General features: G+C 71.1%; 8 protein-coding genes and 1 pseudogene. 2 read left to right on the forward strand and 7 right to left on the reverse strand.

Going from position 1 to position 15,470, the window contains the following annotated elements; all coding sequences use genetic code 11:
* Positions 1-258: 258 nt before the first annotated feature.
* From glgB to AC3EUV_RS18130, 6 genes are all read right to left on the reverse strand, one after another.
* Positions 259-2,451, reverse strand: a complete 2,193-nt coding sequence (glgB, locus tag AC3EUV_RS18105; protein ID WP_435603398.1) for a 1,4-alpha-glucan branching enzyme — start codon at positions 2,449-2,451, stop codon at positions 259-261.
* A 293-nt stretch (positions 2,452-2,744) separates the two neighbouring features.
* Positions 2,745-4,253, reverse strand: a complete 1,509-nt coding sequence (locus AC3EUV_RS18110) for a maltokinase N-terminal cap-like domain-containing protein (RefSeq protein ID WP_435603340.1) — start codon at positions 4,251-4,253, stop codon at positions 2,745-2,747.
* Between the two features lie 373 nt (positions 4,254-4,626).
* On the reverse strand, positions 4,627-6,357 hold the full coding sequence (treS, locus tag AC3EUV_RS18115; RefSeq protein ID WP_432141961.1) for a maltose alpha-D-glucosyltransferase: 1,731 nt from the start codon (positions 6,355-6,357) through the stop codon (positions 4,627-4,629).
* Positions 6,354-8,357 carry an alpha-1,4-glucan--maltose-1-phosphate maltosyltransferase gene (locus tag AC3EUV_RS18120; protein WP_432141962.1) on the reverse strand — a complete coding sequence of 668 codons (2,004 nt, stop codon included), beginning with the start codon at positions 8,355-8,357 and terminating at the stop codon, positions 6,354-6,356. The genes treS and AC3EUV_RS18120 overlap by 4 nt, the downstream gene beginning before the upstream one ends.
* A gap of 662 nt (positions 8,358-9,019) precedes the next feature.
* On the reverse strand, positions 9,020-10,588 hold the full coding sequence (locus AC3EUV_RS18125) for a sensor histidine kinase (protein ID WP_435603341.1): 1,569 nt from the start codon (positions 10,586-10,588) through the stop codon (positions 9,020-9,022).
* Positions 10,585-11,274, reverse strand: coding sequence for a response regulator (locus AC3EUV_RS18130; RefSeq protein WP_432141964.1), 690 nt, complete (start codon positions 11,272-11,274; stop codon positions 10,585-10,587). The genes AC3EUV_RS18125 and AC3EUV_RS18130 overlap by 4 nt, the downstream gene beginning before the upstream one ends.
* Positions 11,275-11,457: 183 nt before the next feature.
* Between AC3EUV_RS18130 and AC3EUV_RS18135 the strand changes: the two are divergent.
* Both AC3EUV_RS18135 and AC3EUV_RS18140 read left to right on the forward strand, forming a co-directional pair.
* Positions 11,458-12,709, forward strand: a pseudogene (locus AC3EUV_RS18135) (RNA-guided endonuclease InsQ/TnpB family protein).
* 182 nt (positions 12,710-12,891) lie between these two features.
* Entirely contained in the window at positions 12,892-13,485 is a 594-nt protein-coding gene (locus AC3EUV_RS18140; protein WP_435603342.1) for a hypothetical protein, read from the forward strand.
* 107 nt (positions 13,486-13,592) lie between these two features.
* Here the strand turns inward: AC3EUV_RS18140 and AC3EUV_RS18145 are convergent, their stop codons facing one another.
* Complete coding sequence (locus AC3EUV_RS18145; protein WP_432141966.1) at positions 13,593-15,224, reverse strand: M4 family metallopeptidase; 1,632 nt, start codon at positions 15,222-15,224, stop codon at positions 13,593-13,595.
* Positions 15,225-15,470 lie beyond the last annotated feature (246 nt).

Raw genomic sequence — 15,470 nt, forward strand, 5'->3', positions numbered from 1 at the left:
GCCCCTTCGGCGCGCCTGCCGCCCGCGCTCTCGCCATGACTCTCGACTACCGCTCCGACCTGCACCTTTACTCCTCGCGGAGGGATTGTCAGTGCCCCCTGACACCATGCAAGTGACAGGGAAACGCGGTCGGCCGGCGCCGGCCGCGCGGGGGGACGAACAAGGAGGAACGGGCCATAGCGACGTGGGGGACGGATCTGTTCGGCGGGGGAGTAGAAGCAGCACAAGCAGGGTCCGACAACCATCAGCCGTGAGGGATCAGGACGGCCTCAGCCAGAGGGTGGCCAGTGGGGGAAGCACCAGGGCGAGGGAGGCGGCGCGGCCGTTCCAGGGGGTCGGTTCGGCCGTGAGGACGCCGGGGTTGCCGACGCCGCTGCCGCCGTAGCGCGGGTCATCGGTGTTGAGGACCTCGCGCCAGGCGGGGAGACGGTCGGGGACACCGAGCCGGTAGGTCCGGCGGACGACGGGGGAGAAGTTGGTGACCGAGATCAGCGGGGAGTTGTCGGCGGCGAAGCGCAGGAAGGGGAAGACATTGTCCTCGCTCGCCTCGCCGTCGATCCAGGAGAAGCCGGCCGGGTCGGTGTCGCGCTCCCACAGCGCGGGCGTGGCGGCGTAATGACGGTTCAGCTCGCGCACGAGATCGCGGACGCCCCGGTGGTCCGGCTCCGCCTCGTACGAGGAATCGAGCAGCCACCAGTCCGGTCCATGACTCTCCGCCCACTCCGCGCCCTGAGCGAACTCCTGCCCCATGAAGAGGAGTTGCTTACCGGGGTGGGCCCACATGAAGCCGAGATAGGCCCGGTGGCCGGCGCGCTGCTGCCACCAGTCACCGGGCATCTTCGACACCAGCGCGCGCTTGCCGTGCACCACCTCGTCATGGGAGATCGGCAGCACATAGTTCTCGGAGTAGGCGTAGATCATGGAGAAGGTCATCTCGCCGTGGTGGTACTTCCGGTGCACCGGATCCTTGGAGACATAGCCGAGGGAGTCATGCATCCAGCCCATGTTCCACTTCAGGCCGAAGCCCAGCCCGCCGAAGCCGCCGGGCCCGGCATGATGCGTGGCGCGGGTGACGCCGTCCCAGGCCGTGGACTCCTCGGCGATGGTGACGACGCCGGGGCAGCGGCGGTAGACCGTCGCGTTCATCTCCTGGAGGAAGGCGACCGCATCGAGGTTCTCCCGGCCGCCGTGCACGTTCGGTGTCCAGCCGCCGTCCTCGCGGGAGTAGTCGAGGTAGAGCATCGAGGCGACGGCGTCCACCCGGAGGCCGTCGATATGGAACTCCTCGCACCAGTAGACGGCGTTGGCGACCAGGAAGTTACGGACCTCGGTACGGCCGTAGTCGAACTCCAGGGTGCCCCAGTCCGGGTGCGCGGCCCGGGCCGGATCCTGCGGCTCGTAGAGCGGGCGGCCGTCGAACTCCGCCAGCGCCCAGTCATCGCGCGGGAAGTGCGCCGGCACCCAGTCCATCAGCACCCCGATGCCGGCCCGGTGCAGCGCGTCGATCAGGAACCGGAAGTCGTCCGGGGTGCCCATCCTCGCGGTGGGCGCGTAGAAACCGGTCACCTGATAGCCCCAGGAGCCACCGAAGGGATGCTCGGAGACCGGCATGAACTCGACGTGGGTGAAGCCCAGGTCCTTGACGTAGCCGGGGAGCTGCCCGGCCAACTGACGATAGGTCAGGCCGGGGCGCCAGGAGGGGAGATGCACCTCGTAGACGGAGAACGGGGCCTCGTGCACCGGGCGCCTGCCGCGCCGGGCCATCCAGTCGGCGTCGTTCCAGTGGTAGTGCGAGGCCTCCACGATCGAGGCGGTGGCCGGCGGACACTCGGTCCGGCGGGCCATCGGGTCGGCCCGCACCGTCCTGGAGCCGTCCGGCCGGGTGATCTCGAACTTGTACAGCTCGCCCTCGCCGAGGCCCGGGAGGAAGAGCTCCCAGACACCGGACGAGCCCAGCGAGCGCATCGGGAAGCCGGTGCCGTCCCAGTAGTTGAAGTCGCCGACGACCCGGACGCCCTGGGCGTTGGGGGCCCAGACCGTGCAGCGGGTGCCGGTCACGCCCTGGTGCGCCATGATCCGCGCGCCGAGCGCCTGCCACAGCTGCTCGTGCCGGCCCTCACCGAACAGATGCAGATCCAGCTCGCCGAGCGCGGGCAGAAAGCGATAGGGGTCCTGCACGGTCACGGTGTGGTCGCCGTAGTCGACCAGCAGCTCGTAGTCCGGGACGGTGCGCAGCGGTAGCACCCCGGCGAACAGCCCGTCCCCCTCGGACGGCAGATCGGCCCGCAGCCCCTTCGCCAGGACGGTGACGCCCTTCGCATACGGCCGCAGGACCCGCAGCAGCAGCCCGCCGCGTACGGGATGGGCGCCGAGCAGCCCGTGCGGATCGTGATGCGCACCGCCCAGCAGCCGGCCGCGGTCCTCATCGGACAGCGGTGCGGCGGCCCGCACCCCGTGGCTGCCCTGCGGCCGCTCCGTCCGTGGCGGGCCCGCGGCCCCGCCGGTCCGGTGGGGCGCCGCGGCCGGGCCCCGGACGCCGGACGGCCGGGCCGCGAAGGTGGGACCGGCGGTGTTCCCGCCGGTCGTCGCGGCGCCGGTGGCTGGTGACGGAGAGCCGGAGGGGAATCCGGCTGAGTGGGTGGCGGGGTACGGGCGGGCGGTCACGAGAGGGCCTCCTCGGGGTGGGGCAGCGGTCGGGTCTCGGGGGCGGACGGGCGGGGGTCCGGCGGTTCGGGTGCGGCCTCTCACCCCCGGCCGTCGGGCCCGGCGGCCCGGGACGGGCCGGTCCCGTCCATCCCCACGGCCCGCTCCCCGCCCGCCGCCAGGCGCCGGACGGCGGCCATCGGGACGGCCAGCCAGTCGGGCCGGTGCCGGGCCTCGTAGAGCACTTCGTAGACGGCCTTGTCGGTCTCATAGGCGCGCATCAGTTCGGGTGCGGAGCGCGGATCGAGCCCGCCGGCCTCGGCATATCCGAGGCAGAAAGCGTCCCGGGTGCGCCGCGCCCACTCCAGCGACCAGGGGTCGCCGCCCGCCGGTCCGCTGCGCGCGGCATAGTCGAACGAGCGCAGCATCGCCGCGACATCACGCACCGCGGGCTGCGGCCGGCGCCGCTCGGCGAGCGGGCGGGCCGGTTCGCCCTCGAAGTCGATCAGCGACCAGCGGCCCTCGTCGGCGGAGCGCAGCGTCTGGCCCAGGTGCAGATCGCCGTGGATGCGCTGGGCGGCCCAGCTGCGGCCGTCGTGGCCGATCGCGGCCAGCGCGTCGAAGGCGGTACGCAGCCGGGCCCGGTAGGGCTGGAGCACGGGCACGGCGCGGGCGGTGGCCGTCAGCCGCTCGGTCATCTGGGCGGCGATCACCTCCAGCTGCGGGCGGCGCAGTTCGGTGGTCGGCAGCGTCTCGGCGAGCGCGGTGTGCACCTCGGCGGTGGCATGGCCGAGCGCCCGCGCCGAGCCGGTGAAGTCGGCGCGTACGGCCAGCGCGTTCAGCGCCAGCTGCCAGCCGTCCGCCGAGCCCGGCAGGAAGGGCTGGAGCACACCCAGCGTGGTCGGCTCGCCGCCCTCGTCGGGGGCCGCCGACTCGAACCACGCCGCGGGCGCGGGCACCCGTGCGCACTTGGCGTCCGCGAGGGCCCGCGGCAGCTCCAGATCCGGGTTGATGCCCGGCTCGATCCGCCGGAAGACCTTCAGGATGAAGGAATCGCCGTAGACGATCGAGGAGTTGGACTGCTCGACGGCGATCGGCCGGCCCGGCAGCCCGGAGGGGATGACGGCATCGGGCTCCCGGCAGAAGCGCAGCGCGCCGAGCCGGCCCGGGACCCGCAGCCGCTCCAGCAGCAGCCCGCAGAGCCGGCTGTCGAGCAGCGCGTCATAGACGGTGCGGCCGCGCAGCGGTCCGCCGCCGGGGCGCCCGATCACGGCGGGCGCCAGCTGGGGCGGCGGCGCGGGGTGCACTCCCAGCAGCAGCTGGTAGCGGTCGCCGCCGGCCGGGGTACGGCTCGGGGGTGCGCTCTGCTGGGCGCGGACGAGCAGTTGCAGCAGGCCCGGTGCGGTGCCGTCGCCGGTGCACGGCAGCAGCTCGGTCGCCGAGAGCAGGGTGAAGCCGGTGACCAGCCGCCCCTTCCCGGCGAACCAGCGCTGGCGTGGCACCCAGTCGGCGAGCAGGGGGACCAGCGAGGACAGCAGATCGGGGGCGGCGACGAGCGGGCGGCGATCAGGGGTGTTGCGGGTGGCACGGGTCGAGGCGGTGTCCGACATGGCGTCGCGTCCTTTCCCCGGGCACACGACATATAGGACGAAGTGTCCCGGAATGCGGCCTTGACTGTGCGGCGGCGCGGTGGGGGTACCCCCAGACGGAGTCCGGGGCTCGGTCGGGTCCGCGAGGTCCCGTCCGGCGCGCGGCGGACGACGGGACCTCGCGGACCCGACCGAGCGGGCGGGAGCGTCCGTACGGCAGCGGTCTTCCGGCGTGCGCTTTCCGCTGCGCGGCGGGCCCCTCCCGAGCCGGGGGGACCGACGATGGCTCACCCGGCCCGTGCGGTAGTAGGGAGACTGCCCGAGCGAAAGGTCAAAAAACGCCCGTACGTGCCAGATGGCCGCGTACGGGCGTCCTTCCGGCGCCCGCGCCCGGTCAGGGCACCGGCTGACCTGCGTTCCTGCGCAGCCGGAACCAGTAGAACCCGTGGCCCGCGAGGGTCAGCAGATACGGCAGCTCCCCGATGGCCGGGAAGCGGACCCCGCCGATGAGTTCCACCGGATGGCGGCCGCTGAACGACCGCAGATCCAGCTCCGTGGGCTGGGCGAAGCGCGAGAAGTTGTGCACGCACAGCACCAGGTCGTCGTCCGCGCCGCCGGTGCCCGGTGCCTCCCGGAGGAAGGCCAGCACCGCCGGGTTCGTGGAGGACAGCTCGGTGTAGCTGCCGAGCCCGAACGCCGGATTCTGCTTACGGATCTCGATCATCCGCCGGGTCCAGTGCAGCAGCGAGGAGGGCGAACTCATCGCGGCCTCGACATTGGTGACCTGGTAGCCGTAGACGGGGTCCATGATGGTCGGCAGGAAGAGCCGGCCCGGGTCGCAGGAGGAGAAACCGGCGTTGCGGTCCGGCGTCCACTGCATCGGGGTGCGCACCGCGTCCCGGTCGCCGAGCCAGATGTTGTCGCCCATGCCGATCTCGTCGCCGTAATAGAGGATCGGCGAACCCGGCAGGGACAGCAGCAGGGCGGTGAAGAGCTCGATCTGATTGCGGTCGTTGTCGAGCAGCGGGGCCAGTCGCCGGCGAATGCCGATGTTGGCCCGCATACGCGGGTCCTTGGCGTACTCCGCGTACATGTAGTCGCGCTCTTCGTCCGTGACCATTTCGAGGGTCAGCTCGTCGTGGTTGCGCAGGAAGATGCCCCACTGGCAGCCGGACGGGATCGCCGGGGTCTTGGCGAGGATTTCCGAGACCGGATAGCGCGATTCGCGGCGGACCGCCATGAAGATGCGCGGCATGACCGGGAAGTGGAAGGCCATATGGCATTCGTCGCCGCCGACGCCGTAATCGCCGAAGTAGTCGACGACATCCTCCGGCCATTGATTGGCCTCGGCCAGCAGCACGGTGTCCGGGTAGTGTGCGTCGATTTCCGCGCGGACCCGCTTGAGGAAGGCATGCGAGGCCGGCAGGTTCTCGCAGTTGGTGCCCTCCTCGGCGTAGAGATACGGCACCGCGTCCAGCCGGAAGCCGTCGATCCCCAGGTCCAGCCAGAAGCGCAGGGCGGAGATCATCTCTTCCTGCACCGCCGGGTTCTCATAGTTGAGATCCGGCTGGTGGGAGAAGAAGCGGTGCCAGTAGTACTGCTTGCGGACCGGGTCGAAGGTCCAGTTGGAGGCCTCGGTGTCGACGAAGATGATGCGGGCGTCGGCGTACTGCTTGTCGTCGTCGGCCCAGACGTAATAGTCGCCGTACGGCCCCTCGGGGTCGGTGCGCGATTCCTGGAACCACGGGTGCTGATCGCTGGTGTGGTTCATCACCATGTCGATGATGACCCGCATACCGCGATGGTGTGCGGCGTCCACGAATTCCACGAAATCGGCCAGGTCGCCGAATTCGGGGAGCACCGCGGTGTAGTCGGCGACATCGTAACCGCCGTCCCGCAGCGGGGATTTGAAGAACGGCGGCAGCCAGAGGCAGTCCACCCCCAGCCATTGCAGATAGTCGAGCTTGGCCGTGATGCCCTTGAGGTCGCCGATGCCGTCGCCGTTGCTGTCCTGGAAGGAGCGCACCAGGACTTCGTAGAAAACGGCCCGTTTGAACCAGTCGGGATCGCGGTCCTTCGCCGGGGTGTCCTCGAATGTGTCGGGGACAGGCTCATTGACGATCAATTGGGTGACCCTCCGATCGGTGAGGACGGTCGCAGCGACAGCACATGGGCGGGCGCGAGTGAGCGGCCCGGCTCCAGGCGCACATAGTTGTCCCTGCCCCAGTGGTAGGTGTCGCCGGTGAGCTCGTCGCGCACCGGAAAGGACTCGTGCCGGCCGAGGCCGAGTTCCGGCATGTCCAACGACACCGTCGCCTCGTGGGTGTGGTGCGGGTCGAGGTTGACCACCGTGAGCACCGTGTCGGCCCGGTCGCCGTGCCCCTCGCGCTTGGAGTAGGCGAGGACGGCCTCGTTGTCGACGTGGTGGAAGTGCAGATTGCGCAGCTGCTGAAGGGCAGGGTGCCGGCGGCGGATGCGGTTGAGCGTGGTGATCAGGGGGGCGAGGGTGCGTCCCTCCCTGGCCGCCGCATCCCAGTCGCGCGGCCTGAGTTGGTACTTCTCCGAGTCCAGGTACTCCTCGCTGCCGCGGCGTACCGGCGTCGACTCGCAGAGCTCATATCCGGCGTAGACGCCCCAGGTGGGGGACAGGGTGGCGGCCAGTACGGCGCGTACCTCGAAGGCGGGGCGGCCGCCCTCCTGGAGGTAGGCGTGCAGGATGTCCGGGGTGTTCACAAAGAAATTCGGCCGCAGGTAGGAGGCGCTCTCGCCGGTCAGTTCGGTGAGGTAGTCGGTCAGCTCCTGTTTGGTGTTGCGCCAGGTGAAGTAGGTGTACGACTGGTGGAAGCCGATCTCGGCGAGGGTGTGCAGCATGGCCGGGCGGGTGAACGCCTCGGCGAGGAAGAGCACGTCCGGATCGGTGCGGTTGATGTCGCCGATCACCTTCTCCCAGAAGGCCACCGGCTTGGTGTGGGGATTGTCCACCCGGAAGATCCGTACGCCCTTGGCCATCCAGAAGCGCAGCACGCGTTCGGTCTCGCGGATCAGCCCGCGGAAGTCGGTGTCGAAGGCGAGCGGGTAGATGTCCTGGTACTTCTTCGGCGGGTTCTCGGCGTAGGCGATCGAGCCGTCCGCGCGGTGGTGGAACCACTGGGGGTGCAGGGTGACCCAGGGGTGGTCCGGGGAGCACTGGAGCGCGAAGTCCAGGGCCACCTCCATCCGCAGGTCACGGGCGGTGCGGACGAAGTGTGCGAAGTCGTCGAAGGTGCCCAGGTCCGGGTGGAGGGCGTCATGGCCGCCGGCCGGTGAGCCGATGGCCCAGGGGGAGCCGACATCGTCCGGGCCGGCCGTGAGCGCATTGTTGGGGCCCTTGCGGAAGGCGGTGCCGATGGGGTGGACGGGCGGGAGATAGACCACGTCGAAGCCCATGGCGGCGACGGCCGGCAGCCGGTCGGCGGCGGTGCGCAGGGTGCCGCTGACGGCCGTGCCGTCCGGGGTGACAGTGGCGCCCTCGGAGCGCGGGAAGAGTTCGTACCACGAGCCGAACAGGGCCCGCCGGCGCTCGACGACCAGCGGCATCGGACGCGAGACGGTGAGCAGTTCGCGCAGCGGATGGCGGGCCAGCGCCGCGGTGACCTGGGGGGCGAGCGCCGCGGCCAGCCGGGTCGCGGCGGACAGCCCGGCGTCCCGCAGCGCGTCCACGGCGGCGAGCACCGCCTCGCGCCCGTCGCTCTTGGGGACCTCGGCCGCCGCCCGCTCATGGAGTTCGGCACCCTCGGCGAGCATCAGCTCGGTGTCGATCCCCGCCGGAATCTTGATGGCGGCATGCCGCCGCCAGGTGGTGACCGGATCGGACCAGCCCTCGACGGTGAACGTCCAGCGGCCCTCGATGCCGGGGGTGACCTCGGCGCTCCACCGGTCGGAGCCGGGTGCCTGCTCGTGCATCGGCGTCCAGGGGCCGCAGCGCCCGGCCGGATTGCGCAGCACCACATTCGCCGCGACGGCGTCATGCCCTTCACGGAAGACGGTGGCCGAGACCTCGAAGGTCTCACCCACCACGGCCTTCGCCGGGCGGCGGCCGCAATCGATCTGCGGGCGGATGTCCAGAACAGGAATACGACCGATCATGGGCTCACCTGGGCTTGTGGTGCTTTTGCTGGGTTTTGTCCTTTGTATCCGCTTTACGGCAGGCGGACCGGCTGCGGGCATGGGGGCTCCTGTCCGCTTTCACTCGGCTGGCGGATGGCACGGCGGGGCGGGTCGGTGCTCTCCCGGTCCCCGGTCGGTGGTTCCCCGACGGATCCTGCGCGGGTGGGTCATACGGGTGCCGGGTGGGCCCGGGGAACCCTGCCCTGGGCGACGACCGGGACGTCCGGTTGGACGGGGCCGCACCGGCCGGTCCCCGCGCGCCCGCCATGACCCGGCGGACACCTTCCGGCTCGCGCGCGGGCGACTGCGGCACTGCGCTGACACGGTCGGCGTTCGCCTCCTCAACTCGGTCTGATCACAGCGGAGTTGCGGTGTGCGGATGTCCGGTGCCGCGCCGGGGCCCATCGGCGCCACACCGCAGCCTCTCTCCAGGAGGGAGTCCGTACAAGAGCGCATGAGGGGGTGGAATCAGCCATATCGGCGGACGGGGCGGTAAGAGGCGCCGGAGCGGAGTCCGGGCGGGGGAAGGCACCTGCGGCGGGGGCGAGTTGAGGGCGCCGGTCTGCGGGTTCGGCTCCGGCGGGACCGGTCCGGCGGGGCCGGTCGGTGGCCGTACGGGCATGGCGCCAGCGCGACCCGCCCTAACGGTCCCGGCGGTGCACCACACTCTTCTTGACCAGCCGCTCGTCGTCGGTGAAACAGAGCTCGTAGGCGGAGTCGGAGCCGGGGCGGACGCTGTAGTAGACGCAGGTCCAGTCGTGCGGGGGCGGCGGGGTGCCGTCCGGTGGGGCGTCCAGGGCGAAGAACGGCAGCAGGGTCTCCACCCGGGAGCGGTCGGCGCCGAGGTGCAGCGCCGTGTAGCGCTCCCGCTCCAGCACCGTCCAGGACGGGCTGACCAGGTGGTAGATGGTGCTCAGCACCACCAGGGCCGCCAGCAGCGCCACCGGGGCCGCCACCATCTGCCGGAGCCGGCGCCGCACCTGCCGCTGGGCGTGCGCCAACTCCCGCTGGGCCGCGGTGGGTTCGGGACGGGCCAGGGATTCCGGGCGGGCGCCGGCGGCGGTCGGCAGCCGGGCCGAGACCGTGAAGCCGCCCTCCGGGGCGGGGCCGGCCCGCAGCGCGCCGCCCGCCAGCCGTACCCGCTCGTCCAGCCCCACCAGCCCGCTGCCGCCGGACACCGGCCCGGCCCCCGGACCGGCCGTTCCCGCGGAGTTGGCCACCGTGACCTGCACCTGCCCGGCGGCCCGTCCGATCCGCACCCGGACGGCCGCGCCGGGGGCGTGTTTGGCTGCATTGGTCAGCGACTCCTGGACGACGCGGTGCAGGGCGTGTCCGGTCATGGCCGGAAGCGTGCCGGTCCCGGTGTCGTCCGCCTGCTCCAGGGTCACCGTCATCCCGGACGCCCGCGCCCGGTCCACCAGCCGCGCCACGCTCTCGTCCGCCGGTGCCCGGGGCGCGCTCTCGTCATCGGTGCGCAGCACGCCGATGATCTCCCGCAGCCGTTCGGTCGCCGTCCCGGCCGCGGCCCGCAGCTCACCGGCCGCCGCCTGCCGGTCCGCGTCCAGCCGCGGATCGACTTCCAGCGCCCCGGCCCGCAGGGCGATCAGGGCCAGGTCATGGCCGAGGGAGTCATGCATGTCGCCGGCGATCCGGGCGCGTTCGCGCAGCCGGGTGCGGTCGGCGACGGCCTGCTGTTCGCGCTCCATCCGCTCGGCGAGCTGCCAGCCGGTACGGGCGAGTTCGGAGTACTGCCGGCGGTAGCGGCCCAGCAGCCACGGCAGCACCCCATTGAGCAGCAGCGTCAACAGCAGCGAGAACCACGGCCACACCGTGCGGCCCACCACCGCGGCCAACGGCAACCCGCCGGCCGCCACGGCGGAGAAGAACCACAACGCCGGACGGGCCCGGGGCAGCCGGACCCCGGCCAGATAGCCGAACGCCGCCAGCGCGGCGCAGTAGCCGGTGGTGAACAGATCCAGCGAGATCACCAGGCTCGGCGCGACCGGCAGCGCCAGCGCCGTCAGCGGACTGCGCCGGCGCACCAGCACACAGACGCCGAGCAGCGGGAAGGCGGCCGCGGTGGCCCACCGCTGGGCGCCGTCGAGGGAGCCGACGACGAGCGCCGCCGGACCGCACAGCGCGAGCCACAGTCCCAGCCCGGGGGCGTGGGCGCGCAGCCACCGGGCGTCCGGGCGCTGCCACGGCGTCATGACGCCGGGACCAGACCCGCCTCGTACGCGAGGATCGCCGCCTGGACACGGTTCCGGAAACCCAGCCGGGCGAGGATCGCGCTGACATGCGCCTTGACCGTGCCCTCGACCAGGAACAGCCGCTGGGCGATCTCCGCGTTGGACAGCCCGGCGCCGACCAGCCCGAGCACCTCGCGCTCCCGCCCGGTCAGCTCGGCGACCCGGGCGCGGGCGGCCGCACCGCGGCCCAACTGCCCGCCTCCCAGATGCGAGATGACGCGCCGGGCGACGGACGGCGAGAGACAGGAGCCGCCCTCGGCGACGGCCCGGACCCCGGCGATCAGCTCCCGCGGATCGCCGGACTTGAGCAGAAAGCCGGCCGCGCCCGAGCCGAGGGCGCCGGCGATGTACTCGTCCTCGGAGAACGTCGTCAGCATCACCACGGCGGTGGCGGGCAGCGCCCTGGCCAGCTCCGCGGCGACGCCGAGGCCGTCCAGCCGCGGCATCCGGATGTCCAGCAGACAGACATCGGGCCGGTGCCGCAGCGCCTGGTCGATCGTCTCGCGGCCGTCGGCGGCCTCCGCGACGACCTCGATATCGGGCGCCGTGCCGAGGATCGCGCGCACCCCGGCCCGCATCAAGGGCTCGTCGTCGGCGAGCAGGACCCTGGTACGGCTGACGGGCGGGCCGCCGCGGGACTCAGTCATCGTGTTTCCTTCGTGGATACGCCCGGCTTCAGCTGGGTGAGGAAATGAAGCTCCCGCGTGAGCGGGGCAGAGAAAGCCGATTCGCCGTCAGGGCGGGGGGGGTGTCCATCCGCAACGGTGGCGAGGCGGCGAACATGGGTCAGGAGCTCTCAACTGTCAGTCCCCCTGGGTAGGTTGCTGTTCATGGCGGCGGAAGCGAAGGCAGCGGGTGGCGGGCATGCCCGGTTTGCCTACCGGCTTCGTGTGTCGTCCACGGCCCGGGCTGCACTGGAAGCGGAGTGGGACCGGTGCCGGTGGTTGTGGAATGAGTGTGTGGCCAAGTCCAGGCAGGTGGGTGCTTGGAACAGGACCCGTCCTGTCGGGGCGGAGAAGCGGACGTGCGGGCCAGTGGAGCTCGCCGCGATGCTGACCGAGGCCCGCGCCCGTACTGAGTGGCTGCGTGAAGGCGCATGCGTTCCGCAGCAGCAGTTGGTCCGCGACTTCGGCAAGTCCCGCGCCAAAGCGCTCAAGGACATCAGGGCCCGGTTGCCGATGCGGCAGCGGGCGGGGATGCCGAAGTACAAGAGGAAGCGTGACGCGCTTCCCACCCTCGAATACACCAGGCGGGGCTTCCGTCTCAAGGATGGCCGCCTGCACCTCGCGGGCGGCACCGTGGTGCGGGTGGTGTGGTCGCGGGACCTGCCCGAGCCGCCGTCCTCGGTGCGTGTGTACCGCGACAGTACCGGCGCCTGGTACGCCTCCTTCGTCGTCCCCACCGTGCCCGAGGATCTGCCCGTCACTGGGCGGGTGATCGGGATCGACTGGGGCGTTACGGAGACCGCGGCCACCACCAGCGACGACCACGACCTTCCCCATCCGCAGTACGGGAAGAGCGCCGCCCAGCGCCTTGCGAAGTATCAGCGGATGATGGCCCGCCGCAAACCCGCAAAGGGACAGGCTGCGTCGAAGGGGTACCGCGAAGCGAAGCGGCAGACCGCGAAGCTCCACAAGAAGGTGGCCCGGCAGCGTCAGGACACTGCCCGTAAGTGGGCCAAGCGCGTTGTCCGTGACCATGATGCGTTGGCGGTGGAGGACTTCAGGCCGAAGTTCCTTGCCAAGTCCTCGATGGCCCGTAAGGCCGCTGATGCCGCGATCGGCGCCACCAAGACCGCGTTGGCCGAGATGGCCCGCAAGCACGGGCGGGCCGTGCATCTGGTACATCCCGCGCACACCACGATGGACTGTGCGCAGTGCGGAGCGAGAACCAAGCACGCGCTGCCTCTCTCAGAAAGAACGTATACGTGCACCGCGTGCGGAGTGGTCTCGCCCAGAGACAAGAACTCCGCCCGTGTGATGCTCGTCCGGGCTGGTCTTCACCCCGGCTGGTGCTGATCGTGTAAGACCTGTCGGCCCGCCGGGCCGCAGGCGACGTGAGCCAGGAATCCCCCTGCTTTAGCTGGGGGAGGAGTCAAACCGTCAGACTAAGCGGCGGCAACGGCCCACCGGCCTGCCCGGCCGTGCTGCCGCGGGGTGCGTTCTCCCCCAACCGGGCGGGCTCCCGGGCCCGTCCGGCACGGTGCCGGGGCCGACGGTGCGGGGTGCCGGATGCTGAGGCCCTCCGACCCGCAGGAGAGGCCCATGAACCAGCCCAGCCCGCACGGCACCCGGGAACCGGCACGCCCCGGCGCCGGCCAGGCCACCGGCGGTGAAGCCGGGGTCATCGGCATCGCCCTCGCCGCCGTGCTGACGGCCGCGCTCGCGCAGGGCTCCTGGCAGTGGTTCGCCACCTACGTCGGGGTGACACTGCTCGCGGTGGTCTGCTCCTTCTACGCACTGCCGGCCTGGACGCCCGGCCTGCGCACCGCGTATCTGCGGAAACTGGTCGCGTTCGCGCTGACCGTCGGACTGTGCATCGCGATCACCCTGGCGCCGATGCTCCAGCGCTGGGCGTGGCTGTTCCCGATGGAGGGGACCCGCAGCGGGTGCGGTGAACTGGGCAGATACGAGAGCCTCCGGACGGCGGCGGAGCTGGCGCAGCTGAGCGGGCGCGACCGGCCCGCGCTGACCCGCGCGCAGCAGGACCGCAGTCATGTGGCCGTCGCCGACTGCCTGTCGGCCACGACGACCCTCTGGCTGCCGCTGTACGGGGCCGGGGCGGCGGTGCTGGTGGGCGCGGGCGTATGGAGCTACAGCCGGGCCCGGGCGCGGAAGGAGAACGGGCCGGGCGGCTGAACTCCCGCCCCCGACGCGCGCGAAGGCGGTGCCCGGAGGATCTCCGGACACCGCCCGCGCCGGGGTCACTTCACCCCGGGACGATCAGCACGTTCCCGCACGTTGCGTCACTTGACGGCGACACCGGTCCAAGCGGCCTCGACGCCCTTGACCTCGGCGCTGCCGGCCTTGTACAGGTCGGTGGCGGCCTTGACGGTCGCCTCACGGGCGGCCTTGTAGTCGGTGTTCGAGGTCATGTACTCGGTCAGGGCCTTGAACCAGATCTTCTCGGCCTTGTCCCGGCCGATGCCCTCGACCTTCTTGCCGTCCGCCGTCGGGCTGTCGTACTTGACGCCACCGATCTCCTTCGGGCCGCTGCCCTCGGACAGCAGGTAGAAGAAGTGGTTGGCGACACCCGAGGAGTAGTGCGGGTCCAGGTCACCGGTCTTGGAGTCCCAGTTGTCCTGCGACTGACCGTCCTTGGACGGCTTGTCCATGTAGCGCAGCGGGGTACCGTCACCGTTGATGTCGATCTTCTCGCCGATGAGGTAGTCGCCCGGGTCCTTCTCGCTCTTGGCGAAGAACTCGGCCGAGGTCCCGAAGATGTCCGAGGTGCCCTCGTTGAGGCCGCCGGACTCACCGCTGTAGGTGAGGTTGGCGGTGGCGGAGGTGACACCGTGCGACATCTCGTGCGCCGCGACGTCCAGCGCGGTCAGCGGGGCCTTGTCGCCCTCGCCGTCGCCGTACGTCATGCAGAAGCAGCTGTCGTCCCAGAAGGCGTTGACGTAGCTCTTGCCGTAGTGCACGCGGGACGAGGCACCCTTGCCGTCACCCTTGATGCCGCTGCGGCCGTGCACCTGCTTGTAGTAGTCCCAGGTCACGCCCGCGCCGTAGTGGGCGTCGACGGCGGCGGTCTGCGGGTTGTCCGGCTTGCCGGTGCCCCACTTGTCGTCCTCGTCCGTGAACGCCTTGCCGTCACCGGACTCGCTGTTCTCGAGGTTGGTGGTCTTGTGACCACCGCGCTCCTTGTCGGTCAGCGTGAAGCCGTTGCCCTCCTTGGAGGTGCCCAGCTCGACGCTGCCGCTGTACTCGCTCTCGCCCTTGCCGGTACGGATCTCGTCGTACTGGAAGAGCTTCTTGCCGCTGTTGGCGTCGGTGATGACGTGCATCCGGCTCGGGGTGCCGTCCTTCTTCACGCCCTTGACGACGGTGTCGTAGGCGAGAGTCGGGGTGCCGGAGGCGGCCCAGACGACCTTCTTGGGCGCCTGCGCGTCGGCCTTCTTCGCGCTGAGCGACTTCACCGCGGTGCCCTGGGCCGACGTCGCGGCGGCGGTCGGGGCGATCTTCGCCGTGGTGGAGGCCACCTTGACCGACTTCTCGGTCGACTTGGTGGTGCTCTTGACCGCGCCGCCCTTGGCGGTGTGCACGATCAGGTCGCCGCCCAGCACCGGCAGGCCGGCGTAGGTGCGGTCGTAGCGGGTGTGCGTGGTGCCGTCAGCGTCCTTGATGACGTCCTTGACGACCAGCTTCTCCTGCGCGCCCAGGCCCAGTTCCTTGGCGGTCTGCGCCTTGGTCGCGCTCGCGTCGCGCAGCAGTTCCGCGCGGTGCGAGGCGGTGAGCTTGAGGGGCGAACCGTCCGCGGTGGGGGTCTGGGCGGGGGAGGCGCCGGCGGTACCAGCGGTGATGCCGGCGGCCACGAGGGCGGCAACGGCGATCGAGGTACCGACAACACGGGTCTTACGGGATATGCGGGGGGTCACGCGTGCTCCTTCAACTTTGCCAAGTGGTGGGGGTGCAAAGCGATGCGGGTGTGACGTGCGTTCGGGAAGACTGCCATTCGAACGCGTGCATGTCAGGAGGGTGTTCGGGGATTGGCTGAAAATTGTCCGTAGAGAGGGACGCGCCGTTCGCATAACGGAGCTGGGCGCCGCCCCCGGATATCAGGGGACGACGCCCAACGCGCGTGCCGTGTGTGTCAGTTGTGCGGTGGCGAGATCTGTGACCCG

It is taken from the genome of Streptomyces sp. bgisy130 (assembly GCF_057708345.1).

What these genes read in the sequence shown, in the direction of transcription:
- AC3EUV_RS18110 (WP_435603340.1), bottom strand. Translation starts at nt 4,253, where the DNA reads ATGTCGGACACCGCCTCGACCCGTGCCACCCGCAACACCCCTGATCGC.
- AC3EUV_RS18125 (WP_435603341.1), bottom strand. Translation starts at nt 10,588, where the DNA reads ATGACGCCGTGGCAGCGCCCGGACGCCCGGTGGCTGCGCGCCCACGCC.
- AC3EUV_RS18130 (WP_432141964.1), bottom strand. Translation starts at nt 11,274, where the DNA reads ATGACTGAGTCCCGCGGCGGCCCGCCCGTCAGCCGTACCAGGGTCCTG.
- AC3EUV_RS18140 (WP_435603342.1), top strand. Translation starts at nt 12,892, where the DNA reads ATGAACCAGCCCAGCCCGCACGGCACCCGGGAACCGGCACGCCCCGGC.
- AC3EUV_RS18120 (WP_432141962.1), bottom strand. Translation starts at nt 8,357, where the DNA reads ATGATCGGTCGTATTCCTGTTCTGGACATCCGCCCGCAGATCGATTGC.